Annotated in this window: 23 protein-coding genes; 8 read left to right on the top strand and 15 right to left on the bottom strand. The window is 72.3% G+C overall.

The genetic code is table 11. The features are described 5' to 3' along the window. Positions 1–9: 9 nt before the first annotated feature. The 3 genes from ABFX51_RS16955 to ABFX51_RS16945 all read left to right on the top strand — a co-directional run bounded on the left by ABFX51_RS16955 (position 10) and on the right by ABFX51_RS16945 (position 1,958). Positions 10–303, top strand: a complete 294-nt coding sequence (locus ABFX51_RS16955) for a hypothetical protein (RefSeq protein ID WP_091510314.1) — start codon at positions 10–12, stop codon at positions 301–303. 10 nt (positions 304–313) lie between these two features. Then, on the top strand, positions 314–736 hold the full coding sequence (gene msrB / locus ABFX51_RS16950) for a peptide-methionine (R)-S-oxide reductase MsrB (RefSeq protein WP_346054195.1): 423 nt from the start codon (positions 314–316) through the stop codon (positions 734–736). 457 nt (positions 737–1,193) lie between these two features. After that, complete coding sequence (locus ABFX51_RS16945) at positions 1,194–1,958, top strand: glycine-rich protein (protein ID WP_346054194.1); 765 nt, start codon at positions 1,194–1,196, stop codon at positions 1,956–1,958. 347 nt (positions 1,959–2,305) lie between these two features. On the opposite strand, the gene ABFX51_RS16940 is transcribed toward ABFX51_RS16945, so the two are convergent. Genes ABFX51_RS16940 through hemE form a run of 4 tightly spaced genes read right to left on the bottom strand, consistent with a single transcriptional unit; the run spans position 2,306 to position 6,727 of the window. Next, positions 2,306–3,568 (bottom strand): CoA transferase, encoded by a 1,263-nt coding sequence (locus tag ABFX51_RS16940; protein WP_346054193.1) that lies wholly within the window; start codon positions 3,566–3,568, stop codon positions 2,306–2,308. A gap of 12 nt (positions 3,569–3,580) precedes the next feature. Continuing rightward, entirely contained in the window at positions 3,581–4,273 is a 693-nt protein-coding gene (gene hemQ, locus ABFX51_RS16935; protein ID WP_091510307.1) for a hydrogen peroxide-dependent heme synthase, read from the bottom strand. Between the two features lie 4 nt (positions 4,274–4,277). Continuing rightward, positions 4,278–5,651 (bottom strand): protoporphyrinogen oxidase, encoded by a 1,374-nt coding sequence (gene hemG / locus ABFX51_RS16930; RefSeq protein WP_346054207.1) that lies wholly within the window; start codon positions 5,649–5,651, stop codon positions 4,278–4,280. Then, entirely contained in the window at positions 5,651–6,727 is a 1,077-nt protein-coding gene (gene hemE, locus ABFX51_RS16925; RefSeq protein ID WP_346054192.1) for a uroporphyrinogen decarboxylase, read from the bottom strand. Before hemE ends, hemG begins: the two co-directional genes overlap by 1 nt. A gap of 87 nt (positions 6,728–6,814) precedes the next feature. On the opposite strand from hemE, the gene ABFX51_RS16920 reads away from it, so the two are divergent. From ABFX51_RS16920 to ABFX51_RS16900, 5 genes are all read left to right on the top strand, one after another. Continuing rightward, a complete protein-coding gene (locus ABFX51_RS16920; protein ID WP_346054191.1) occupies positions 6,815–7,375 on the top strand; it encodes a DUF3000 domain-containing protein in 561 nt (186 codons plus the stop codon). Between the two features lie 427 nt (positions 7,376–7,802). Beyond that, positions 7,803–8,519 (top strand): response regulator, encoded by a 717-nt coding sequence (locus tag ABFX51_RS16915; RefSeq protein WP_091510303.1) that lies wholly within the window; start codon positions 7,803–7,805, stop codon positions 8,517–8,519. 68 nt (positions 8,520–8,587) lie between these two features. Next, the gene (locus ABFX51_RS16910; protein ID WP_091510288.1) at positions 8,588–9,823 is read left to right on the top strand and encodes a ribonuclease D; all 1,236 of its coding nucleotides are present in this window, start codon (positions 8,588–8,590) and stop codon (positions 9,821–9,823) included. A 790-nt stretch (positions 9,824–10,613) separates the two neighbouring features. Next, entirely contained in the window at positions 10,614–11,807 is a 1,194-nt protein-coding gene (locus ABFX51_RS16905; protein ID WP_346054206.1) for a thiolase family protein, read from the top strand. Continuing rightward, entirely contained in the window at positions 11,804–13,912 is a 2,109-nt protein-coding gene (locus ABFX51_RS16900) for a 3-hydroxyacyl-CoA dehydrogenase NAD-binding domain-containing protein (protein ID WP_346054190.1), read from the top strand. The genes ABFX51_RS16905 and ABFX51_RS16900 overlap by 4 nt, the downstream gene beginning before the upstream one ends. A 44-nt stretch (positions 13,913–13,956) precedes the next feature. On the opposite strand, the gene map is transcribed toward ABFX51_RS16900, so the two are convergent. From map to ABFX51_RS16845, 11 genes are all read right to left on the bottom strand, one after another. Continuing rightward, a complete protein-coding gene (map, locus tag ABFX51_RS16895; protein WP_346054189.1) occupies positions 13,957–14,736 on the bottom strand; it encodes a type I methionyl aminopeptidase in 780 nt (259 codons plus the stop codon). Between the two features lie 74 nt (positions 14,737–14,810). Beyond that, on the bottom strand, positions 14,811–15,626 hold the full coding sequence (locus ABFX51_RS16890; protein WP_346054188.1) for an aldo/keto reductase: 816 nt from the start codon (positions 15,624–15,626) through the stop codon (positions 14,811–14,813). A gap of 26 nt (positions 15,627–15,652) precedes the next feature. Further along, on the bottom strand, positions 15,653–17,290 hold the full coding sequence (locus ABFX51_RS16885) for a peroxidase family protein (protein ID WP_346054187.1): 1,638 nt from the start codon (positions 17,288–17,290) through the stop codon (positions 15,653–15,655). Between the two features lie 90 nt (positions 17,291–17,380). After that, positions 17,381–18,520 (bottom strand): sensor histidine kinase, encoded by a 1,140-nt coding sequence (locus ABFX51_RS16880; RefSeq protein ID WP_346054186.1) that lies wholly within the window; start codon positions 18,518–18,520, stop codon positions 17,381–17,383. Continuing rightward, complete coding sequence (locus tag ABFX51_RS16875; RefSeq protein ID WP_346054185.1) at positions 18,517–19,194, bottom strand: response regulator transcription factor; 678 nt, start codon at positions 19,192–19,194, stop codon at positions 18,517–18,519. The genes ABFX51_RS16880 and ABFX51_RS16875 overlap by 4 nt, the downstream gene beginning before the upstream one ends. A gap of 45 nt (positions 19,195–19,239) precedes the next feature. Continuing rightward, positions 19,240–19,923, bottom strand: a complete 684-nt coding sequence (locus ABFX51_RS16870) for an anti-sigma factor family protein (RefSeq protein WP_346054184.1) — start codon at positions 19,921–19,923, stop codon at positions 19,240–19,242. After that, positions 19,920–20,474 (bottom strand): sigma-70 family RNA polymerase sigma factor, encoded by a 555-nt coding sequence (locus tag ABFX51_RS16865; RefSeq protein WP_346054183.1) that lies wholly within the window; start codon positions 20,472–20,474, stop codon positions 19,920–19,922. Before ABFX51_RS16865 ends, ABFX51_RS16870 begins: the two co-directional genes overlap by 4 nt. 19 nt (positions 20,475–20,493) lie before the next feature. Then, positions 20,494–21,426 carry an SCO0930 family lipoprotein gene (locus ABFX51_RS16860; RefSeq protein WP_346054182.1) on the bottom strand — a complete coding sequence of 311 codons (933 nt, stop codon included), beginning with the start codon at positions 21,424–21,426 and terminating at the stop codon, positions 20,494–20,496. 117 nt (positions 21,427–21,543) lie between these two features. After that, positions 21,544–23,076 (bottom strand): DUF1996 domain-containing protein, encoded by a 1,533-nt coding sequence (locus ABFX51_RS16855; protein WP_346054181.1) that lies wholly within the window; start codon positions 23,074–23,076, stop codon positions 21,544–21,546. Between the two features lie 182 nt (positions 23,077–23,258). After that, the gene (locus ABFX51_RS16850) at positions 23,259–23,957 is read right to left on the bottom strand and encodes a zf-HC2 domain-containing protein (RefSeq protein WP_346054180.1); all 699 of its coding nucleotides are present in this window, start codon (positions 23,955–23,957) and stop codon (positions 23,259–23,261) included. 6 nt (positions 23,958–23,963) lie between these two features. After that, positions 23,964–24,512, bottom strand: a complete 549-nt coding sequence (locus ABFX51_RS16845) for a sigma-70 family RNA polymerase sigma factor (RefSeq protein ID WP_091510267.1) — start codon at positions 24,510–24,512, stop codon at positions 23,964–23,966. Between the last annotated feature and the right edge of the window lie 5 nt (positions 24,513–24,517).

Here is a 24,517-nt window from a genome sequence, read left to right as displayed (position 1 = left end):
GTTGACGGCATGGCCGAGAGCGAGCGCAACCCGCGTTTCGAGGACGACCTGGTCGGGCTGGACCCGGAGGATCCCGAGGCGCAGGCGTTCGCCGCGCACCTGGACCGGATGCAGCGCTGCGAGCCGGGCTTCACGATCGAGGCTTCGCTGAGCCGCGTGGAGGACTTCGCGGAGTCGTCGTCGCGGGCCGGTGGCCTGCGGTGGTGGGTCGCCGCGACGATCGTGGTGTTGATCGTGCTGGGTGTGATCGTGGCCTCGTGGGACATCGTCGTGCGGGCGATCGCGTGGCTTTCCGCCGGGTAACCTGGGAGGCATGAAGCCTGTCACCGGAACCACCCCCCGCGTGGTCAAGTCGGAGCAGGAATGGCGGGCGCAGCTGAGCCCGGAGGAGTACGCCGTGCTCCGCCAGGCCGCCACGGAGCGCCCGTTCACCGGCGAGTACACCGACACGAAGACCGAAGGCGTCTACGAGTGCCGTGCCTGCGGAGCCGAGCTGTTCCGCAGCGACACGAAGTTCGAAAGCCACTGCGGCTGGCCGTCGTTCTTCGACCCCGCCGACTCCGACGCGGTCCTCATCCGCGAGGACCGCTCGCTCGGCATGGTGCGCAAGGAGGTGCTGTGCGCGTCCTGCCACAGCCACCTCGGCCACGTCTTCGAGGGCGAGGGCTACCCCACGCCGACCGACCAGCGGTACTGCATCAACTCCATCGCGCTGCGGCTCGTCCCGCAGGCGTGACCGTTCGCCGGGCCGCGTGCACGCGGCCCGGCTCCGGCGCGGACACTTCAGCGGTTTTCCTCCCCCCTGCTGCGAAAATCACCACTTACCGGCGCAGTTCGCCGGTGTTCAACGTGCTCCTCCGGCCGGAGTAGGCCGGCTGCTTCCGCGCGATGACGGCGCCCGCCGCCGCGTCTGGTGCATACCGGGCTCGACGGGCCCGGCGCGAAATCGCGCAGTTGGAAGGAGCCGGTATGGCTGCACTGTTTTCCCGCCCCACCCCGAGTGACGGCGCTCCACCCCCAGTCCTGCGCCGCACAGGACGGCGGGTGGGCGGAGCGCGGTCGGCGCCATCAGCGCGTTGATGATGGGAGCTCTGGCCACGCCGGCTCAGGCGGCGGAGGTCGCCTGCACCCCGGATCCCGGCTACACGAAATGTGTGTAGTTCACCTACAGCGGTGGGCAGCAGACTTTCACCGTGCCGGCCGATGTGACCAGCGTGCACGCCGATCTGCTCGGCGCCGGCTCGAACTTCGCCCGTGGGGGCGAGGCGCTCGGTGACGTGGCCGTCACACCGGGACAGACCCTCACCGTGACGGTGGGGCAGCGTGGCTCCTCCTCGTGGGGCGTCCCCGCGTTCGGTGGCGGCGGCGCCGGTGCCGGTCAGTGCACCGGGTGGTGCGGTGCCGGTGGCGGCGGCATGAGCGCACTGTGGGCAGGCACCCCGAACGTCGCCGCGAACGCGCTGCTCGTCGCCGGAGGCGCCGGGGGCAACGGCGGACGAGGCAGCGGCTGGGACGCCGGTGACGGCGGCGGGCTCGTGGGCAACACCTACAGCGGCGGGGGCGGAACGCAGTCCGCCGGCGGCGCCGCGGGTGTCTACCCCGGCGCGTGCGCGGCCGGGAGCGGCAGCCAGTTCCAGGGCGGTAACGGCGCTGTCGGCTACCACGGTGGTGGCGGCGGCGGTGGCGGCTGGTACGGCGGCGGTGGCGGTGCCTGCGGCCCCTCGGCCGACCTGTGGGGCAACGGCGGTGGCGGCGGATCCAGCTACCTCGGCGGGCCCGGCGTGACCAACGCCAGCACCACCACCGGCGCCAACGCGGAAAACCAGGACGGCGTCGTCAAGCTGCAGTGGGTCGAGCCCGCGGCGGTCCCGATGGTCCAGCCCGCGGCCGGGCTGGCCGCACTCGCGGCTGCCGGCGGTGTCCTCGTGTGGCAGCGGCGCCGGACGGCCGTGAACTGAGTCCCGCGCCTCGAGCGGAGCGAGATCAGCGATGGGGATCGGCTGTCGATCCCCATCGCCTCGCCGCCCCTGCTTCAGGCGCCGACGCCCAGTACGACGGCGCTCCCGGCAACCGGCCCAGCCGCGCAGAGTCACCGCCCCGCCGAGTCACGCACCCGCCCAACCCGGCCTCACCCGCCGAACCGCGCCTCGTCCCCGCCCGGCTCCGGCGCCGCCGACGCCCAGCACGCCGCCGCCCAACCCGGCCTCACGCGCCGAACCGCGCCTCGTCCCCGCCCGGCTCCGGCGCCGCCGACGCCCAGCACGGCAGGGCACCCGCCGAGTCACGCCGCCGCCCAACCCCGGCCTCACGCGCCGAACCGCGCCTCGTCCCCGCCCGGCTCCGGCGCCGCCGACGCCCAGCACGGCGGGGCTCCCGGCAGCTCCCCCGGCACGCGCACGTGCGTGGTCCGCCCGGTGCGGGTCAGCAGCCCCGAAACGTCCAGCTCCCCGGCCGAACCCTCCTCGCGCCCCAGCGAGTCCAGCCACAATCCCGTGCGCGCCAACGACAACCGCACGCGCCAGCTGCCGCCCTCCAGCGCACGCCGCCGCAAGGCCGTCATGATCGCCGCTGCGGTCAGCCAGCCCGTGCCGTGGTCGAGCGCCTGCGCGGGCAGCGGCCGCGGGCCGTCCACCGCCGCCTCCGCCGCGATGCCCGACGCCAGCTGCACCAGGCTGTCGAACCCGCGCCGCCCCGCCCACGGCCCGTCCCAGCCGTACGCGTTCAGCTCCGCCACCACGATCCCCGGCCGCGCCTCCGCCAGCCTCTCCGCCGTGAAACCCAGCCCCGCGAGCGCACCCGGCCGGTAGGACTGCAGGAACACGTCCGCCTGGCCGATCAACCGCCACAGCGTGTCGCGCCCTGCCCGCGTGCGCAGGTCCACGTGCGCGGACCGCTTGCCCAGCCCCGTGTCCGCCCACAACCCGGGCAGCGCGGGCAGGTGCGCCGCGCCGACGTGCAGCACCTCCGCACCGTGCGCGGCGAGCACGCGCCCCGCCACCGGTCCGGCGATCACGTGCGTCAGCTCCAGCACCCGCACGCCGCCGAGCGGACGCTCCGAAGTGGACAGTCCGGTGACCGGCGCCGGACCGAGGGAATCCCAAGCCACCAAAGGAGATTCGGCCAGCACCTGCCCCTGGGGATGCGCGAGCCACTCTTCGCGACCGCGCATCGCGGCGGCGGCGCCACCCTCCGCGAGCACGGCCTCCTGCACGTCCTCCGCGCCCCGCTTCGCGACCGCCGCCGCCAGGTCCTTCGTCCCGAGCGCCCGGCAGGCCGCCTCGGCGTGGTGCGGGTAGTTGCAGTGCAGCCGGACCCAGCCGTCCGCCGCCCGGTAGTCCCCCGTCAACGGGTCCCACAACCCGGGCAGCGGCTCACCGTCCAGGCGCACGTAGCGCTCACTCCGGAACGCGGCCGCCGCGTGCCGCCGGTCCACCGACACCGGGCCCGGGTCGATCCCCTTGAGCTGCAACAACTCCGCGGCCTCCACCGTCGCGGCGGCGACCGCCCTCGCGGCCGCCTCGGTCACCCGGAACGGCCCCGGCAGCACCGACTCCGGCCCGGTGAACACGCGCCCCGCTCGCTACGGCAGAGCGGCGATCAGCTCGGCGGGCGGCACGCGCGTGCCGGTGTAGAACGGGATCTCCTCACGCACGTGCCGCCGCGCGTCGCTGCCGCGCAGGTGGCGCATGAGGTCCACGATGCGGTGCAGCTCGTCGGCCTCGAAGGCGAGGATCCACTCGTAGTCGCCCAGCGCGAACGACGCCACGGTGTTGGCCCGCACGTCCGGGTAGTCGCGCGCCATCTTGCCGTGCTCGGCGAGCATCCGGCGGCGCTCCTCGTCGGGCAGCAGGTACCACTCGTACGAGCGGACGAACGGGTACACGCAGATGTACTTCCGAGCCTCTTCACCGGCCAGGAACGCCGGGATGTGGCTCTTGTTGAACTCCGCGGGCCGGTGCAGCGCGAACTGGCTCCACACCGGCGTCGAGGCCCGGCCTAGCGGTGTGCGGCGGAAGCCGGTGTACGCGGCCTGCACCTGCTCCGGCTCCTCCGCGTGCCACCAGATCATGTAGTCCGCGTCGGCACGCAGACCGGACACGTCGTACACGCCGCGCACGACCACGCCCTTGCTCTCCAGCGCGTCCAGGTACTCCGTGGTCTCGCGGGCGGCCGCGCCCCGGTCTTCGGGGAGCTTGCCCGGCTCGGCCCGGAACACCGACCAGGCGGTGTAGCGGATGGTGTCGTTGAGTTCGCTGTAGTTCAGGCGCGCCATGTCTTCATGATGGCACCGCCGCGTTTCCCGTGGTCTGAGAGGTGATGCGGCTCGCGGCCCCGGTCGCCGTGGCGATGCACGCGGGGATGCCGACGCCGTGCAGCGCCGCTCCCGCCACGGCCAGCCCCGGCACCTCCGCCACGGCCCGCTCCACCCGCTCGACGACGTCCAGGTGCCCCACGCCGTACTGCGGCAGCCCGCCGCCCCAGCGCGTCACGTGCGTGGCGATCGGCTCGGCCGTGACGCCGGTCAGCTCGGCGAGGTCGGCCCGCACCAGCCGCACCAGCTCGTCGTCGTCCGCGCGCAGCGCGCCCGGTTCGCCGAACCGCCCCACGGAGCCGCGCACGAACAGCGCGCCGTCGCCCACGTGCGCCCACTTGCGGCTGGAGAACGTGAACGCCTTGGCGGAGAAGCCTTCCCGCGCGCCGATGAGCACGCCGGAGGCGTCCGGCACCGGCGCGTCCGGCGGCAGCGCGAGCGCGACCACGGCCATCGACGCGACCTCGACCTCGCCCAGCGCGGCGGACGCCGCGGGCGCGACCTCGCCCAGCAGCCGCCGGGCCGCGGGCGCGGGCACCGCGAGCAGCACCGCGTCGAAGTCCTCGGCCTCGTCCCCCAGGTCGAGCCGGAAACCCTCGGGCAGGCGGTGGAGCCCTCGCACGAGCGTGCGCAGCCGCACGTCCGGCTTGGCCAGCTCCACCAGCCGGTCGATGAGCGTGCCGAGCCCCCCGACGAGCGTGCCGAACACCGGCGCGGGGTTCGCGGACTTCGGCAGCAGCGACGCGGCGACCGCGGTGAGCGGGGCGGGCTCCCGGTCGAGCGCGTTCGCCAGCGCGGGAAGGGTCGCCCGCAGGCCGAGACCGTCGGCGCCACCCGCGTAGACACCACCCAGCAGCGGGTCGACGAGCCGGTCGACCAGCTCGTCACCGAACCGTTCACGCAGCAACGCGCCCAGCGACACGTCCCCGTCCAGCCGCACGGGAGGCAACCCGGCTTCTGCCGCGACCCGGCGACGGCCGTCCTCGGACAGCACGTCCGCGACGGCGTCCACCGAACCCGGCACGCCCATCACGGTGCCGCCGGGCATGCCGACCTGCCGCCCGCCGGCGCGCACCGTCGAACGGGCGCGGGTGGGATGCGTCAGCCGGTCACCCAGCCCGGTCTCCTCGACGAGGGCCAGCGCCTCCGGGCGCCGCGCGAGGAACGCCTCGGCGCCCACGTCGTAGGGCGTGCCGGCCAGCTCGATCGTCCGCAGCTTGCCGCCGAGCCGGTCGTCCGACTCGAACAGCGTGAGCTCGGCCGCGTCGCCCAGCCGCTGCCGCAGCCGGTACGCCGCCGTGGCCCCCGAGATCCCCCCACCGACGACCGCGACACGCATCACGGCTCCAGGCTGTGCACCAGCTCGGCGACCCTGGTCAGCACGGCCGGATCGGTACCGGGCGGCACCCCGTGCCCCAGGTTGAAGATGTGCCCCGCCGCGGCGCGGCCCTCGGCGACGATCCGGCGGACCTCCGCTTCGATCACCGGCCAGGAGGCGCCGAGCAGCGCCGGGTCGAGGTTGCCCTGCACGGCGGGCGCGGGCGAGCCGTCCGCGGTCAGCCGGCGCACGGCCTCGTCCAGCGGGATCCGCCAGTCCACGCCGACCACGTCGGCACCGGCCTCCCGCATCGCGGTCAGCAGTTCACCCGTGCCCACGCCGAAGTGGATGCGCGGCACGTCGTACTCCGCGAGCCCGCGCAGCACCTTCGCCGAGTGCGGCAGCACGAACTCGCGGTACTCGCGCAGCGACAGCGCACCGGCCCACGAGTCGAACAGCTGCACCGCGTCCGCCCCGGCGTCCAGCTGGACCTTCAGGAAGGTCAGCGCCATGGTCGCCAGCCGGTCGGCCAGCGTGTGCCACAGCTCAGGCTCGGAGCGCATGAGCGCCTTCGTGTGCTCGAAGTGGCGGCTCGGGCCGCCCTCGATGAGGTACGAGGCGAGCGTGAACGGCGCGCCGGCGAACCCGATCAGCGGCGTGTCTCCCAGCCGCTCGACCAGCAGCCGGACGCCCGCGGCCACGGGGGCGACCTGCTCTGGCGCCAGCTCGGGCAGCGCCGCGACCGCCGCCGCGTCCCGCACGGGCTCCGCGATGACCGGCCCGGTGCCCGGCACGATCTCGATCCCGACGCCCGCCGCGTAAGGCGGGACGACGATGTCGCTGTAGAGGATCGCCGCGTCCACGCCGTGCCTGCGGACCGGCTGCAGCGTGATCTCGGCGAGCATCTCCGGGTCGAAGCAGGACTGGAGCATCGGCACGCCCTCGCGCAGCGCGCGGTACTCGGGCAGCGAGCGGCCCGCCTGGCGCATGAACCACACGGGCACCCGGGACGGGCGGCCGCCGCGGGCGGCGACCAGCAGGGGTGCCGTCGACAGATCGCGCTGAGCCCGCCGGCGCGACGGGGCAGAAGTAGACATCGCGTTCATCGTGCCACGCGCCCGGGCGCCGCCTTCCTTCGGCGCGTCTACGCCCCCACCGCGAAGATCGGTCCTAGAGTCGGCCGGGTGACCGCGATGACGCAGGCGCCAGACCTCTTCCGCAAAGCTGTCGCGGCGCTGCAGACCGTCCGGCCCCGGCCGGAGATGACCCTCGAAGCCGTCCGCGCGCCGCAGCGGCTGGCTCCGTGGGCCTACGCGCTCAGCTGCGAGACCACCGGCCCCGCCGACGTCCCCGCGTCCGGGCGGCTGGTGCTGCTGCACGACCCGGAGGGCCAGGAGGCGTGGCACGGGGTGCTGCGGATGGTGGTCTTCGTGCGGGCCGAGCTGGACCGCGAGCTGGCCACCGACCCGTTCCTGCCCACCGTCGGCTGGTCGTGGCTGACCGACGCGCTGGAGCATTCGGGGGCCACCTGGACCGCGTTGGGCGGCACCGTCACCGAGACCTCGTCCGCGCGGTTCGGCGAGATCTCGGGCCCCGCCCGCACCGACGACCTCGAGCTGCGCGCGTCCTGGACGCCGCTGGACGAGCACCTCGAACCCCACGGCGAGGCGTTCCTGCAGCTCATGTCGAGCGTCGCCGGACTTCCCCCGGTCGGGGTCACCCTCTTCGGGCACCGGCAGGCCTGAACCCCGGAGCCGACTTCCGGTCCCGTTCCCTCGATGGGGGCGGTTACGGCCCTTGCGAACAGTGAGGGCAGTCTTTAGTGCGTTCTGGTGAACGCTCTCCCCGTACGGCTTGACGCGGGCTACTTTGGTGCCCGAGCAGATGCACGGGCCGTATGCACGAGCATCCGCGGCAGCTCAATCTTCCTCTATCGTGTTCGCTCCGCAAGCCGTTAGCCACTGGTCGTGTACTAACCCATTCGTGTTACAAAGACACCAGTTAGTAACTACTCGATCGGGATAGATACCCGTTCGATCCCCCCGCGGACGCCCGGAGACGGCTCGAGTGCTCCTTCGACGACACCACTTTCGGTCTAGAGCTGGCGCGGCTAATTGGCCGAAAGTCCCGGTGCCGGTCGGGGGGCACGACCGACTCCAGGGAGGTAGTGACGTGGCTGCCGTCGGCTTATCTCAGGCCGTCAGATCCACGCCAGCCGGTGCTTTGCCGGCGAGCATGGTTCCGCACCCGCGGGAAGAGCTGTTTTCCGTACTGGTGGTCGATGACCACCCGCTGCTCAGGGAGGCTATAGCCGCACGACTCGCTCAGATGGGAGCGGGCACCGTTCACGAAGCTGCCACGGTCGCCGAGGCACGTGCCAGGGCGAGTGCGACAGGTCCGTGCGACCTGGCGATCCTCGACCTGGGGCTGCCCGACGGCTCCGGCATCGAGCTGGTGACGGAGCTCCGCAACCACGGCTGGCCCCGCATCGTCGTACTGGCGTCCTCGGACGACCCGTACGCCGTGCGGTCGGCGTTCCAGGCGGGCGCCCAGGCGTACCTGCTCAAGTCGGCCTCGCCCATGGTGGTGACGGACGGCGTCCGGCGGGTGCTCGAGGGCGGCGTGTACGCGGACCCGAGCGTGGCACCGGTGCTGGCCACCGGCACGCGGGTCCCGGGCACGGACAACACCCCGCGCGAACTGTCCGCACGTGAGGTGGAGGTTCTCCAGCTCGTGGCGGACGGCCAGTCCAACAAGGAGATCGGCGAGGAGCTCAGCCTCTCCGCGCTCACCGTCAAGTCGCACCTGTCCCGGATCGGGCGCAAGCTCGGCACCGGCGACCGGGCGCAGATGGTGGCACTGGCGATGCGCGCGGGCGTCATCCGCTGACCGAGGCGAACCGCTCTGCGGGACGGGTCCACCAGGCGCGGTCGACCCGTCCCGTAGGGTGGAAAGCTGTGGAAACCGCAGATCACGGCCCCGAGGCTCCTGAACCGATCCTGTTGAGGGAACCGGCGGACGGGACGCCTCCCGTGATCTCCGACCCGGTCGAGCTGGCCAGGGCGAGCGAGAAGCTCGCCGCGGGCACCGGCGCGATCGCGGTCGACACCGAACGCGCTTCGGGGTACCGGTACTGGCCCAAGGCCTACCTCGTGCAGCTGCGCCGTGAGGGCGCGGGCACGTTGCTGGTGGACCCGATCGCGCTCGACGGCGAGCTGGAGCCACTGCGGCAGGCTATCAACGGCGAGGAGTGGGTGCTGCACGCCGCCTCGCAGGACCTGCCGTGCCTGGCCGAACTCGACCTCGCCCCGGCGAGCCTGTTCGACACCGAGCTGGCCGGGCGGCTGGCGGGCTACGAGCGCGTCGCGCTCGGCACGCTCGTCGAGCTGCTGCTGGGGTACCGCCTCGAAAAGGGGCACAGCGCGGCCGACTGGTCGAAGCGGCCGCTTCCCGTCGACTGGCTGAACTACGCGGCGCTCGACGTCGAACTGCTCGTGCCGCTGCGGGAGAAGCTCGAGGCCGAGCTGGCCGCGCAGGGCAAGCTGGAGTGGGCGCGGCAGGAGTTCGAAGCCGTCCGCACGGCGGCCCCGCCCGCCCCGCGCGCCGAGCCGTGGCGTCGCGTGTCGGGCATCCACAAGGTGCGCAGCGCGCGGGGTCTCGCGGCGGTGCGTGCGCTGTGGGAGGCGCGTGACGAGCTGGCCCGCAAGCGCGATCGCGCGCCGAGCCGGGTGCTGCCGGACAGCGCGATCATCAACGCCGTGCTGTCGGAGCCGAAGAACGTGGCGGAGCTGCAGGCGCTGCCCGTGTTCGGCGGACGCGTGCAGCGGCGCTACACGGGGAACTGGTTCCGGCACCTGCAGGCGGCGCGGGCGCTGCCCCGCGAGGAGCTGCCGAACCCCTCCCAGCCGAACGACGGCCCGCCACCGGCCAACCGCTGGGCCGACAAGGACCCGGACGCCGCGGCCCGCCTCGCCGCGGCGCGGACGGCGCTGAACCGCATCGCGGAGCACCACCAGCTGCCGGTGGAGAACCTCCTGCTGCCCGACCTGCTGCGCCGCACCTGCTGGCGGCCGCCGGAGGACCGCTCGCCGGAGGGCGTGGCCGAGGCGCTGCGTGCCGGAGGCGCCCGCCCGTGGCAGGTCGAGCTGACCGCCGGGGAGCTCTCGCAAGCCCTCCAGGTGAAGGCGAAGTAGCGGGGGTCGCTGGGCGGCTTTCGGGGCCGTTGGGGGTCGCCGGGGGGCGGTGGGCCTTCCGGATCCCGATTTCGCGCGGCCGCTGCCACGGCACGCGCGAGGCGCGTGCCGTGGCAGCGCGAGGCGCCGCTGGGAAGCTGCGGCCACCCGGCATGCGCCAAGCAGTGAGCCATTCCAGCGCCGAGCGCGACCCGGCGAGAGGCCAGATTCGCGAGGGCGGTGGCGCCATGCCGACGCCACAACCGGCACATGCGAAGCGGTGGACCGCGCGGCGAGAGGCCGCGTTCCCGAGGGGCGTGGCGAAGGCCCAGCACGGGGCGCCGCTCAGGTGACCGCCGCCGTTGGCGGCGCTCCATGGCCAGGCGCCGTGCCTCGCGCGGGCGCGAGAGGTGGCATTCGCGAGGCCGCGAGTGGCTCCCGGAGCCGTGCGCAGCCGCCCCGCCTATCGCAGCCGTCCCGCCGCCCCTGTCACCCGCTGCCCTCCCGCCCATCGCCGCCGCCCTGCCCATCGGAGCCGCCCCGCCGTCAGCGCCCCGCCGCCAGCCGCCCCGCCCATCGCAGCTGCCCTCCCGCCAGCGCCCCCGCCCCCAGCGCCCTCGCCGCCAGCCACCCTCCCGCCAGCGCCCCGCCGCCAGCCGCCGCGTCCCCGGGAGTGGTGTGTCCCACTCGACCGGACCACGCCCCTGGTTACCCGTGGGTAACAAGGGCTATGGTGCGGATGTACATCCTTCACCTCTTTCCGTGAGGAGCAACCGTGGCCGCAACACCCCTGGCGCCGACCGCGCGGGCGGTGCGCACCGTGGCCTTCGTCGACGGGGTCCGCACCCCGTTCGGCAAGGCGGGCGAAAAGGGCATCTACGCCAACACCCGGGCCGATGACCTCGTGGTCAAGGTCATCCGCGAGCTGCTGCGCCGGCACCCCGAGCTGCCGCCCGAGCGCGTCGACGACGTCGCCATCGCCGCCACCACCCAGACCGGTGACCAGGGCCTGACGATCGGCCGCACCGCCGCGCTGCTGGCCGGCCTGCCCAAGTCCGTCCCCGGCTTCGCGACCGACCGCATGTGCGCCGGCGCGATGACCGCGGTCACCTCCGTCGCGGGCGGCATCGGCTTCGGCGCCTACGACATCGCCATCGCGGGCGGCGTCGAGCACATGGGCCGCCACCCGATGGGCGAGGGCGTCGACCCCAACCCGCGCATCATCGCCGACAAGCTGGTCGACCCCACCGCACTCGTGATGGGCCAGACCGCCGAGAACGTGCACGACCGCTTCCCGGCGATCACCAAGCAGCGCGCCGACGAGTACGCCGCGCAGAGCCAGGAGCGCTACGCCGAGGCCGTCAAGACCGGCAAGATCGGCCCCGAGCTGGTGCCGGTCGCGATCCGCAACCCGGAGCTCGGCTGGGGCCTGGCCACCGAGGACGAGCCGCCCCGCCCCGGCACCACCGTGGAGCAGCTGGCGAAGCTCAAAACGCCGTTCCGCCCGCACGGCCGCGTCACCGCGGGCAACGCCGCGGGCCTCAACGACGGCGCGACCGGCGCCATCCTCGCGGACGAGGACACCGCCCGCGAGCTGGGCCTGCCCGTCGGCATGCGGCTGGTCGGCTACTCCTTCGCCGGGGTCGAGCCCGAGGTGATGGGCATCGGCCCGGTGCCCGCCACCGAGAAGCTGCTCGCCCGCACCGGTCTGTCCATTGAGGACATCGGCCTGTTCGAGATCAACGAGGCGTTCGCCGTGCAGGTGCTCGCCTTCCTCGACCACTTCGGCATCGACCAGACCGACACCCGCGTCAACCCGTGGGGCGGCGCGATCGCGTGCGGCCACCCGCTCGCGTCCTCCGGCGTCCGGCTGATGACGCAGCTCTCGCGCCAGTTCGCCGAGCACCCCGAGGTCCGCTACGGCCTGACCACGATGTGCATCGGTATCGGCATGGGCGGTTCCGTGCTCTGGGAGAACCCGAACCACGACGGGAGCGACAAGTGACTTTCACGGCAGAACAAGCGAAAGCCGCGTTCCCCGACGAGGTCGTGACGAAGGCCGTCACGCGGCTGGTGCGCGTACCGGGGTTGGACAAGCCCGTCGCGCTGATCACCCTCGACAACGGCCACGACCACACGCGGCCGTCCACCTTCGGGCCGCAGGGCCTGGCGAGCCTGAACGCCGCGCTGGACGAGGCGTTCGCCGCCGAGCCCACCGCGATCGCGGTCACCGGCAAGCCGTTCATCTTCGCCGTCGGCGCGGACCTGTCCGGTGTGGAAGCGGTTTCCGACCCGGCGCTGGCGCGGGAGATCGCCGAGACCGGGCACACCGTGTTCCGCCGCCTGACGGACTCGAAGATCCCGACGTTCGCCTTCGTCAACGGCGCGGTCATGGGTGGCGGCCTGGAGCTGGCGCTGTCCTGCCACTACCGCACGCTGTCGGAGAACACCGCGGCCATCTCGTTCCCCGAGGTGTTCCTCGGCCTGTTCCCGGGCTGGGGCGGCACGCAGCTGCTGCCGAACCTCATCGGGCCCGACGCCGCGGTCACCGTGATCATCGAGAACGCGCTGAACCAGAACAAGATGCTCAACGTGGCCAAGGCCGCGGAGCTGGGCATCGTGGACGAGGTGCTGGGCTCGGCGGACTTCCTCGAGCAGTCGCTGGCGTGGCTCGCCAAGGTCGTCAACGGCGAGGTCACCGTGCAGCGCCGCGAGATCGACCGCGGCGAGGCCTGGGACAACGCGATCGCCCGCGCACGGTCCATTGTGGACGGCAAGACGCACGGCGCGTCGCCGGGTGCGGCGAAGGCCGTGGAGCTGCTGGAGCTGGCGCGGAACAACGACCTCGACGCGGGCTACGCCGCCGAGACCGACGCGCTCGCCGAGCTGCTGCTCGACGACACGCTGCGGGCGGGGCTGTACTCGTTCAACCTGGTCAACAAGCGCGCGAAGCGGCCGGCCGGTGCGCCGGACAAGTCGCTGGCGCGCAAGGTGGGCAAGGTCGGCGTCGTCGGCGCCGGTCTGATGGCCTCTCAGCTGGCGCTGCTGTTCGTGCGGCGGCTGAAGGTGCCGGTCGTGCTCACCGACGTGGACCAGGCGCGCATCGACAAGGGTGTGTCCTATGTGCACGGTGAGGTGGATAAGCTTCAAGCCAAGCTTCGTATTTCGCCGGACGAGGCGAACCGGCTGAAGGCTCTGGTGTCCGGCTCGCTGGACAAGGCGGCCTTCGCGGACGCGGACTTCGTGATCGAGGCCGTGTTCGAGGAGATGGGCGTCAAGCAGCAGGTGTTCGGCGAGCTGGAGTCCTACGTCTCGCCGGAGGCCATCCTCGCGACCAACACCTCGTCGCTGTCGGTGAGCGAGATGGCGTCGAAGCTGCAGCACCCGGAGCGGGTCGTCGGCTTCCACTTCTTCAACCCGGTCGCGGTGCTGCCGCTGCTGGAGATCGTGCGTGGCGAGAAGACCGACGACGCGTCGCTCGCGACCGCGTTCGCGCTGGGCAAGCAGCTGAAGAAGTCCAGCGTGCTGGTCAAGGACGCGCCGGCGTTCGTGGTGAACCGGCTGCTGCTGCGCTTCCTCGGCGAGGTGCTGACGGCGATCGACGAGGGCACGCCGTTCGACGTGGCCGACCACGCGCTCGACCCGCTGGGCCTGCCGATGTCGCCGCTGGTGCTCACGCAGCTCGTCGGCCCGGCGATCGCGCTGCACGTGGGTGAGACGCTGCACGCGGCGTTCCCCGACCGGTTCGGCGTCAGCGAGAACCTCAAGCGGTTCGTCGACTCGGGCAAGACCGCCGTGTGGCAGTGGGACTCGTCGGGCCAGCAGACCGTCGACCCGGAGGTCGCCGAGCTGTGGCAGCAGGGTGACAAGCCGTCGACCGCCGAGGAGGTGCGCGAGCGCGCGCTGTCGGCGATCGCCGAGGAGATCCGCATCATGCTCGACGAGGGCGTGGTCGCGGAGGCGCAGGACATCGACCTGTGCCTGATCCTCGGGGCGGGCTGGCCGTTCTGGCTGGGCGGCATCACGCCGTACCTGGACCGGACGGGCATCTCGACGAAGGTCAACGGCAAGCCGTTCCTGGCGCCGGGCCTCGCCTCGGTGCCGGCGTAGGTTCCTGGCGGCGGAGGGCCACCCCGGCCCTCCGCCGCAGGGGATCAACCGTCCTCTGTGGACCGGCGGGTGAGTACCAGCGGACCGTCCTCGGTGACCGCGACCGTGTGTTCGGAGTGGGCCGTGCGCGAGCCGTCCGCCGAGCGGATCGTCCAGCCGTCCGGGTCGTAGACGATGCGGTCCGTCGTGCGGGCGAACCACGGTTCCAGCGCGAGCGTCAGCCCCGGGCGGAGCTTCATCCCGCGGCCCGGCTGCCCCTTGTTCGACACGTGCAGGTCCTCGTGCATGGTGCGGCCGATGCCGTGCCCGCCGAACTCCGTGTTCACCGGGTAGCCGTAGTCGTGGGCGACCGTCCAGATCGCCGCCGAGATGTCCCCGATGCGGTTGCCCGGCCGCGCCGCCTCGATGCCGGCCTCCAGCGCCTCCTCGGTCGCGCGGATGAGCCGCAGGTCCTCCTCCGCGGGGGTGCCGACGATGACCGTCCGGGCCGAGTCCGCCGCCCAGCCGTCGATCGTGACCGCGAGGTCCGCGGTGAGCACGTCGCCGTCGCGGAGCGTGTAGTCGTGGGGCAGGCCGTGCAGGACCGCGTCGTTGACCGAAAGGCAGATGACATTGCGGAACGGGCCCTTGCCGAACGAGGGCGCGTAGTCCCAGTAGCACGACTCGGCCCCGCGCCGCTTGATCATGCCGCGCACGTGGTGCTCCAGGTCCAGCAGGTTGACGCCCACGTCGGCGAGCCTGCCGACCTCGGTGAGCACCTCGGCGACGAAACGCCCCGTCACGTGCATGCGCTCGATCTCGGCGGGCGTCTTCAGTTCAATCACGAATACCTCGCGTCGCAGGATGGTCGGTATAGTTATACCGCTACCCTAGCACCTCGCCGGTATAGTAATACGCCCTACGTGTCCTCCGGGTCGGCGCCCGTGCGGCCGCCGGACTCCAGCGTGGCGATCGCGGCGACGTCCTGCGCGTCCAGCTCGAAGTCGAAGATGTCGATGTTCTCGCGGATGCGCTGGGGGTTCACGGACTTCGGGATCGCCACGAGGTCCATCTCGATGTGCCACCGCAGCACGATCTGCGCCGGCGTCCGGCCGTGCTTGCGGGCGATCGTGGTGAGGATCTCGTGCTCCAGCATCCGGCCGCGCGCCAGCGGGCTCCACGACTCGGTCACGATGCCGTGCTCGGCGTGGAACCCGCGCAGCTGCGCCTGCTGCAGGTGCGGGTGCAGCTCGACCTGGTTGACCGCCGGCACGACCTCCGCCTCGTCCAGCAGCCGCCGCAGGTGCGGGATCGCGAAGTTCGACACGCCGATCGCCCGCGCCCGGCCGTCGGCGAGGATCTTCTCCAGCGCACGCCACGTCTCGACGTAGAGGTCCTGGCTGGGCACCGGCCAGTGGATCAGGTACAGGTCCACGTAGTCGAGGCCCAGCTGCCGCAGGCTCCCGTCGAACGCCTTCAGCGCCCGCTCGTAGCCGTGCTCGGTGTTCCACAGCTTCGTGGTGACGAACAGCTCCTCGCGCGGCAGCCCGCTCGACTTCACGGCAGCGCCGACGCCGCGCTCGTTGTGGTACAGCGTCGCGGTGTCGATGCTGCGGTACCCGGCCTCGATCGCGGTGTGCACCGCCTGTTCGACCTCGTCATCCGGGATCTTGTACACCCCGAAACCGAGGCTGGGCATCTCGACGTCGTTGTTCAACCGCTTCGCAGGAACCATTACTGCACGATAACTCCCCTGGACGATCAGGGCTTGTCGCCGAGGGGGTTCAGGTTCTCCAGCTTCCCGTCGGCCGCCACGAGCAGCAGGTCCGCCATCGTGAACTTCTCCCCGCGACCCAGCCACGGCCGCCACTCCGGGTCACGCACGATCGAATACCGGCTGGCCTCCATGCAGCGGTGGAACACCTCGGCGACGATGCGGCCGCCGACGCCGTTGAGGTGCCCGTCGTTCACCTCCGCCTCCCGCAGCACGTAGAACCACAGCGGCGTGTTCTCGACGAGCTGGTTGACCAGCTCCTGGGGCAGCTGTGCGAGGTCCGCGCCGCCCTTGCCGGTGCGGATCTGGTCGGCGGTCAGCGGCCGCTCCCCCATCAGCTCGGCCATCTGCTGCCCGGTCGCGAGCTCGACCATGTTGGCGCGCAACAGGTTCCGGTACGCGAGGTTGCGCTGCACGTCGTCCTGCGCGAGCCCCTGCTCGATCCCCGCGAAGGACCCCGCCGGCAGCGCGTGGAGCGGGTTGGCCAGCAGGGTGTCGATGCGGCGCGCCATGTTCAGGCCCGGCCCGTGGAAGGGCTGGTCGAACTCCGAGAAGTCGAACAACCGCCGCCAGTCCACGATCCAGTTCGTCGGCAGGCGCAGGTTGTCCCCGAAGTTCGGCTCGTCGAGGTCGGCCGGGTCGTTCGTGAAGCTGAGCGTGCCGGACGTGCCGCTGAACACGAACAGCAGGAACAACGTGCCCTGCAGGTTCGGCGGCGAGTCGAACACGCGGTTCCACAGGTAGGCGTCGCGGATCATGCTGTGCCCCAGGCGGAACGCGGCGACCGAGAACTCCACCGGCATGGTCGCCGGGCCGCCGGCGGCCGTCGCCTCGAAGAACTTCCGGCCGTGCGCGTACACGTCGTCCACCACGACCGGCTTGACGATCTTGGGCAGGTAGTCGTGGCGCAGCACCCACTGGTAGTGGCGCACGACCTCCTCACGCGCCCGCTCGAACAGCAGCGCGCTCGGCACGCTCTGCGCCGCCAGCCGGTCCACCACGCGGTTGTGGAAGTTGATGAACGCCACGTGGGTCTGGGCGACCGCGAGGTTCTCGTCGTTGCGGGCGTCGGGGATCAGCGCCGCGCGCTCGTCCCGCTTGGTGGGGCCGCTGCCGGCACGCGGCAGGTCGAACCCGGTGCGGTTGACGTTCACCCCGGCGTCGTCGCCCGGCACGAGCGCGGTGGTGCCGATGCGCAGCTTGATGCCGTCGGGCTGGTAGAACCGCTTGTCCTCGGGGTGCCGCGGTCCGCGGCCGTAGAGCGAGTCGAGGTCGAACGCCGGGGTGCGGCCCTGCACGAGCTCGTCCACGGTGACGTCCTCGCCGAGCGAGGCGGCGGTGCGGTCCATGGTGAGGTCGTGGTCGACGAACTGGCCGAGGTAGGTGAACCCGGCGGGGATGTCCCCGTCCGGGGAGTCGCCGCGGGCCGTCATCGCCTTCGCCAGCTCCTGCAGCAACGCGGAGTCCAGCCGCGGCCCCTTGCGGGTGGGATCGATGCGGGAGAACCGGAACCGCCGCGGTTCGGCTTCCGGTGCGGGCCACCAGTGGTGCGGCTCGCCGTTGCGGTCGAGACCGAACTCGCCCTCGTTGACGATGTAGTAGGTCTTCTGCGTGTGGCGTCGCATCTCGCCTCCTCCAGTTCGGGTGCGGGCCACGCTGCTCCCGCGCGCGGGGCGGGCACACCTCCGAAAGGGCGATACCGGGAAATCGGTGACCTAAGTCCCTGCCGGCAGCAAGACAGTCACCGACAACCCGCCTCCCACAACGGGTTCCGCCGAAACGTGGCCGCCGTGGGCCTCCACGGCCGCGCGCACGATCGACAAGCCGAGCCCGGCGCCCGACCGCGCGGTGCGGGCGACGCCTGCCCGCCGGAACGGCTCGAACAGTTCGCTGACCGTCGCGGGATCGACGAGCCCGCCGGAGGACCGCACGCGCAGGGTGGACCAGCGCGGCCCGGTACCGGTGGTGACCTCGATCCAGCCGTGTTCGACGTTGTGCCGCACGGCGTTCTCCAGCAGGTTGCCCGCGATCCGTTCCAGGAGCGCCGGATCACCGTGCACCGGCGCGGGTTCCGTCGCGAAGCGGGCGGAAATCCCGCGCTGGTCGGCCTCGCCGCGCACCGCGCGCCAGGCGCTCGACACGAGCGTCACCAGGTCAGTGGGTTCGTTCACCGCCAGCCCGGCGCCGTCGGTGCGCGCGAGCAGCAGGAGCGAGTTCACCAGCTGCCCGGCGCGTTCGGTCGCGTCGCGGACGACGCCCGCCATCCGGCGCAGCTCGGCGGGATCGGCGTCCGGATCGGACAGCGTGACGTCCAGTTCGGTGCGGATGACCGACAGCGGCGTGCGCAGCTCGTGGCTGGCGTTCGCGACGAAGTGGCGCTGGGCCTCGAACGCGGCCTGCAGCCGGTCGAGCATCGCGTCGAAGGTGTGCGCCAGCTCCGCCAGCTCACCCTTGGAGTCCACGTCGCCGATGCGTTCACCGAGTGACTCGACGGACAGCCGCCGCGCGGTGCCGGTGATCTCCCGCAGCGGGCGCAGCACCCGCGAGGTGAAGGTCCACGCGAGGATCGCGGTGGCCGCGACGACGCAGAAGAACGCGATCGAGCCGAACAGCAGCACCTTGTCGCGCGCGTGGTCACGCATGTGCGTGGCCAGCGCGGTGGCGTCCACGTCCACGCCGTCCACGCGCACGACCGTGCCCGGCGGCAGTTGCGGGACCGCCGCGACGGCGTCCCCGACCAGCGTCCAGGCGAGCCAGAGCAGCACGAGGCTCACGCCGGCGGCCAGCCCGGTCGCGAGCAGCGTGATCCGCGCCCGCAGGCTGTTCCCCGGCAGCAGCCCGCCGCGCGGGCTCACCCCTTCGTCGAACCGGCGTCCGGCACCCGGTATCCCGACCCCACCACGGTCTCGATGATGCCAGGCTCCCCCAGCTTCTTGCGCAGGGTCATCACCGTCACGCGCACGGTGGTGGTGAACGGGTCGGCGTTCTCGTCCCACACCCGCTCCAGCAGCTCCTCGCTGCTGACGACCGCGCCCTTGGCCGCCATCAGGACCTCGAGCACGCCGAACTCCTTGCGCGTCAGCTCGACGGGCCCGCTGCCGCGGCGCACGGTGCGGCGGGCCGGGTCCAGCTCCACGTCTCCCGCGGCGAGCAGCGGCGGCGCGGCCGGGGTGGCCCGCCTGCCGAGCGCCCGCACGCGGGCGACCAGCTCGGGGAAGGCGAACGGCTTGGCCAGGTAGTCGTCGGCGCCGAGGGACAGGCCCTCGACGCGGTCGGACACGGTGCCGCTGGCGGTCAGCATCAGGACGCGGGTCAGCTCTCCCGACGCGACGATCTCCTTGCACAGGTCGTCCCCGGACATGCCGGGCAGGTCGCGGTCCAGCAGCACCACGTCGTAACGGGTGACGGTGGCCTTCTCGTGCCCGTCGTCGCCGTTGAGCGCGACGTCCACCGCCATGCCTTCGCGGCGGAGCCCGCGGGCGATGGCGTCCGCGAGCGGCTCTTCGTCCTCGACTACCAGAACTCGCACGTCAACCACCGTGCCACAGATTCCTGAGAGATGTCTGTGGGCGGTTCACAGGCCCACTGTGACGTAGCGCTGGCCCGCGAAGTTCTCCACTTCGACGGCGGTCACGTCGGCAGGCGCGACGAGCGCGGCGCCCGACAGCTTCGTGCCGTCGTGCTCACCGGCCTCCGACACCAGCCAGCTGCCCGCCTCTTCCCGCGTGCCGTCACGGGACACGACGAACAAGCGGCACTTCTGGCCACGCGGGATCCCGGCGACCGACGCGTCGAGCCGGACCCAGCCCGCGGCGGGCTGGACGGACACGCTCATCTTCGCCCCTGTCGCGGCGTCGGTGGCCGACGCGGTCTTCGTGCCCGCGGGCGCCGCGGCCTGCGCGGCACCACTGGGCGCGGTGGTCCGGCCGAGTGCCACCCCACCTCCGGCGAGCGCCACGGCGACCGCGACCGCGGCGACGCCGACGACCGTCCGCCGCTTGCGCAGCTGGGCGCCGCTCTCCTCCCGGACGCGCCGCAGCGTCCGCTGCAACACCAGGTCCCCGCCCTCGGGCGGGCCGTCGAGCAACGCCTCCGGCGGCAGGTCCGCCAACGCGGCGTGGGCCATCCGCAACTCCGCCAGTTCCGCCTGGCAGCGCCGGCACGAAGCCAGGTGCTGCTCCATCGCACGCATCTCCTGCAGGTCCAGTGCGCCGAGCACGTAAGCACCCAATGCGCGGGATTCGTGCTCGGGAATCACACAGTCACCTCCGAAAAAGCCACTTGCCTGCTCCCGCCAAAAGTCTGCCGCATCGCTCTGAGGGCGTAGTACGACCGCGACTTGACCGTGCCGGGTGGCACGCCGAGGGTCTCCGCCGCCTCCGCGACGCTGCGGCCGCGGAAGTAGATCTCGGTCAGCACGTCCCGGTGCTCCGGCGACAGCCGTTCGAGTGCGTCCAGCACGAGCATCGAGTTCACCACCGAATCGGCGTGGTCGGCCTGCACGGCCGTGGTCACCGGGGTCTCGGCGACCTCCGCCGGGCGGGCGGCCTTCGCGCGGTAGCGGTCGGTGACGATGTTGCGCGTCACCGTCAGCAGCCAGCCGCGCACCGACCCCTTGCCGTTGACGAGCGAGTCGGGGTGCCGCCAGGCACGCACCAGTGTCTCCTGGACGACGTCCTCGGCGGCGGCCCTGTCGTTCGTCAGCCGGGTCGCGTAGGCGAGCAGCGCCCGCCCGTGCTCCTCGTAGAGCGATCGGATCAGTGCCTCGTCGGCGACCGCCGCTCGTTTGCGGGCCCAGAGAGCCGGCATCCGGTCACTCCTCGTTCTCTCAGTAGCTCACGCTCCCCGGGTCCGCGCCCGCGGCACCCGAGGAGGAGCTGGTCAGTGGTTTCTTGCCTTCGGCGACCTTGCAGCCGGCCGGTTCGACCTCGAACCAGACGCCGTTGACGCCGTGGCCGTTGGCCTGTCCCGGCGCGGTGTCCTTGGCGTACCGGTAGACGGGCCAGCCGCCGACGGTCACCTGCACGCTGCCGTCGCTGCGGGTGACCTTGCCGACGAGCTTCGGGTCGACGCCGTTGACGGCGACCTCGCCGTTGGCCAGCAGCGGGGGCCACGCGGTCGCGCACGCGCCGTCGCAGTTGGACTTCGACGGCTTCTTGGTGTCCTTCGTGTAGAGGTAGAGCGTCATCCCGTTCTGGTCGGTGAGCACCGTGTCCAGCCCCGGGATGTTCGTGGTGTTGATCGCGGTCTGCCGTTCGGCGCTCGCGGCCTTGCCGCCGCCCGGGGTGAGCGCGTGCCACAGGCCGCCGACGTCCTGGCCCTTGGCCTGGCCCGCCGCGGAGTCCTTGGCGTAGCGGTAGACCGGCCAGCCCTTGACGGTGACCTGCTTGCTGCCGTCGCTGCGGGTCACCGTGCCGACGAGCGCGGGGTCCACGCCCTGCACGTCGACCGAGCCGGTGGCCATCACCGGCGGCCACGCCGTGGCGCAGTCACCGTCGCAAGTGGACGCCGGCGGGTTCGCGGTGTCCTTGTCGAACCGGTAGAGGGTCCTGCCGTTTTCGTCGGTGAGCACCTGGCCGAGCCCGGCCACCTCGGCGGCGACCAGCTTGGTCGTGTTCTGGGCGACCGCCTGGCGCTGCACGACGACGGAGGTCGGGGCGGGGCCCGCGGGCGCCGCGCCGGAACCGGTGGTGGCGCTGCAGGCGCCGAGCAGGCCGAGGCCGGCGACGGCCACGATCGAGAGGACAGGGCGCGCGGTCATGTCTGCTTCTCCTTCGCTGGGGCGGGGTTCCGGGGAGGAACCGGCACCCGGCACACGGCTCCCGGTGCGGTCCGGTTCAGCGTTGGAAGCGCTTTCCGGACCGCACCGGGGAACCCGTCACTCCTTGCAGGTACGGCCCGTGTTGATGCAGTTGACCAGGCGCCACATGATGCGCTGCGACATCACGTTGGCGAAGTCGTCGTGGTCGGACAGCGGGTTGTGGTGCTCCTCCGGGAAGGAGTCCACTTTGTACTGACCGGCCAGCTGGACCGCCCGCGGGATGTCGTAGGTCAGCGTGACCCGCAGCTGCGGCACCGCGACGAACCCGCGCTTGCAGCGCCCGTTCGCGTCGGGGAACACGATGTGCGTGCGGTGGTTGGCGCTGTCGATGTTCTTGCCGTCCCAGCAGCTGGGGAAGTCGTGGATCCGCTCGACCTTGCTGCCCTCGGGGCAGATCGGGTACTTGTCGAGGATCCGGTCCTCCATGCCGGTGCAGGTCCACGCCGCACGCGCGTTGGCGGTGCCGTTGGTGCTCTGCTTGGCGTCACCGGTGAGCACGCGCAGGAACTTCGGCATCGCCCGCACCCGGGTCACCGGGCTGCCGCGGAACGTGAGCGAAACGGTGGCGGGGCGCTGGATCTCCCCGTCGTTGCCGGACAGTTCGTTGTTCTCGTCCGGGCCGGGCAGCTGGCTCGCGCTCGTGGACGCGGCCGCGCTCGACGACGGCGCCGTCGTGCCGCCGCCATTGCCACCGTTGCCGCCGCGGCCCCGCTTGCGCTGGTTGTCCGCCGCGGCGAGCGTGCCGGCGCCGTCGCTGTTCTGGTCGCCGTTGTCGATGCCGTTGCTGGTGGCGTCCTTGACCCCGCACGTGGCGAGGTCGGCGCCCGCGTCCACCTGCTGCCCGGTGGCCTGGCTGATCTTGTCGATGCTGGCCTTGCGCTGGGCCTTCAGCGGTTCGAGCACCTGCGCCTGCGCCTGCGCGTCCTGCTTGTCCGCCAGCTGCTGGTCGGCGGCCGCGGCCTGCTGGTCGAGGTTGCCCAGCTCGCTGTCGACCGTGGCCATCGCCTGGTCCGGCACGTTGTCCAGCTGGCTCGCGACGTCGGGGCAGTCCACGCGCGGGGTCACCGCGTCCTGGGCGGCCTGGTCGCGCTCGGCCTGCACGTCGGCCTCCTCGGCCGACTCGGGCGCGTTGGTCTCCTCGTCCTCGGTGTCGATGCGCACGACCGGCCAGAAGTAGGCGGACTTGTCGCCGTTCTTGCAGGTGGTGCCGCCCGCCAGGAGGCTCTTGTTGTTGGAGTCCGCGTTGGTGGTCAGGTTGCCGACGTAGTCGTGCAGGTGCTGGGCGCCGTTGCGGACGCCGGGCTGCGCGATGAAGTTGTCCGGGTTGAAGTGCTGGTTCTCGTTCTTGCCGCAGTCCACCGTGAACGTCCCGGTGGACGCGCCGCGCTGCGGTCTCGGCGTCTTCACGTTGGGCGCCACGGTGGTGATGTCGACGAAGAACGCCTTGTCCACCGCGTCCGCGTTCGCGGAACCGGCGTCACCTGCGGTGGTCGCGACGACGATGCCGCTGACCGCGAGCGCGGCGCCCAGCAGCCCGGTCGCGATCTTGGTTCTGCGACTGACGCGATGTCGGCCTTCGGTGCGGGCCATGAACTACTCCTCGTTCGGGTCGGGACCCCGGGGCGCGCGTGCGTGGGCAGCACCCAGGGCAACAGCGGGAAATGAAGTGGTGACGGAGAAGGCCCCCGAGGCCCGTCACTGGGAGATACGGATGGGGGGCTCAAGTAGTTCAAAACGCGACCTGGCCGTTATCCGGCCGTTATCTTCCCTGGTCAGCGCGGGATGGTCGCGAGCAGCTCGCCCTCGGTGGTGCGGATCTCGAACCGGGCGATCTCGGCGGGCGACATGCCGGTGCCGCCGGAGATCCGCAGCGGATCGGCGCTGCCGGTCGCGGGCACGGTCCAGGTGGCGACGACCTGTTCGGTGCCGGCCCACGGCACGGCGACCAGCTGGCAGGTCTTGGGCCCGGAGGCACCGCCGAGTTCGAGGTCGACGTTCGAACCCCACGGCGTCGGCTGCACGATCACCTGTGCCTGCAACGACTTCCCGGTCTCACTGCCCACGAACATGCTCGCCGTGCCCGGCGGCGCCTGGGTGCTCGCGGCGACCGGCGCGGGCGGGGGCGCCGCCTCGCCGGGGGAGTCCGACGGCAGCAGCGCGAGGGTGAGCAGCGGTCCCGCGATGATGAGCAGCACCGCGGCCACCGTGGCGATGCGCGTGATGATCCGGCTCCGACGACGCAGCCTGGCCAGCTCGTCGAACATGCCGCCCAGCGGGCGGGGCTGCGGGATCGGCGGGTCCGGCCAGTACTTGCCGACCTCGGCGAGGATCTCCGGCAGGTCGTAGAACTCGAGCAGGTCGAGCTGGCAGTGCGGGCAGTCGAGCAGGTGGGCCTCGAAGACCGCGCTCTCGGCTTCGTCGAGAACGCCGAGGACGTAGGCGGCGATGTCGGTGTGCGCTACCCCTCCCACCTCACGTCACCCCCGATCTCGTAAGGCCCGCCGTAGCGCGCGTACCGCGTGGTAGATGCGCGACTTGACCGTACCCGGGGGGATGCCGAGCGAGGCCGCGACCTCGTTCACCGTCCGGTCCCGGATGTAGGTCTGCAGCACGGCTTCCCGCTGTTCCGGCGAGAGGTTGCGCAGCGCCTCGTAGACGACCATCGCGGCGAGGGTGCGGTCCGACTCGTCGGGCACGCCGACGGAGTCGGGCTCGGCCTCCTCCACCTCCTGCGGGCGGGCCTGCCTGCTGCGCCAGCCGTCGATGACGATGCGGCGGGCCACGGTGTAGAGCCACGCGCGCAGCATCTCCGGCTCGCGGTCGAGCTTGTCGGCGTTGCGCCACGCGCGGATCAGCGTCTCCTGCACGACGTCCTCGGCCCACTGCCGGTCGCCCGCCGTCAAGGTCAGCACGAACGACAGCAGTGGCCGCCCGAACTCCTGGTACAGAGCGGCGGCGAGGTCGTCGGGACCGGCGTCGGCCTCCGGCTCGACGACGGTTCGTGAAGATCGGCTGTGGCGTCCCACGGGCG

The sequence above is a fragment of the Amycolatopsis dongchuanensis genome, assembly GCF_039542405.1.
GTDB classification, from domain to species: domain Bacteria; phylum Actinomycetota; class Actinomycetes; order Mycobacteriales; family Pseudonocardiaceae; genus Amycolatopsis_E; species Amycolatopsis_E sacchari.
Note: the sequence above shows the minus strand (reverse complement) of the source record. Positions and strands in the feature narration are given on the sequence as shown.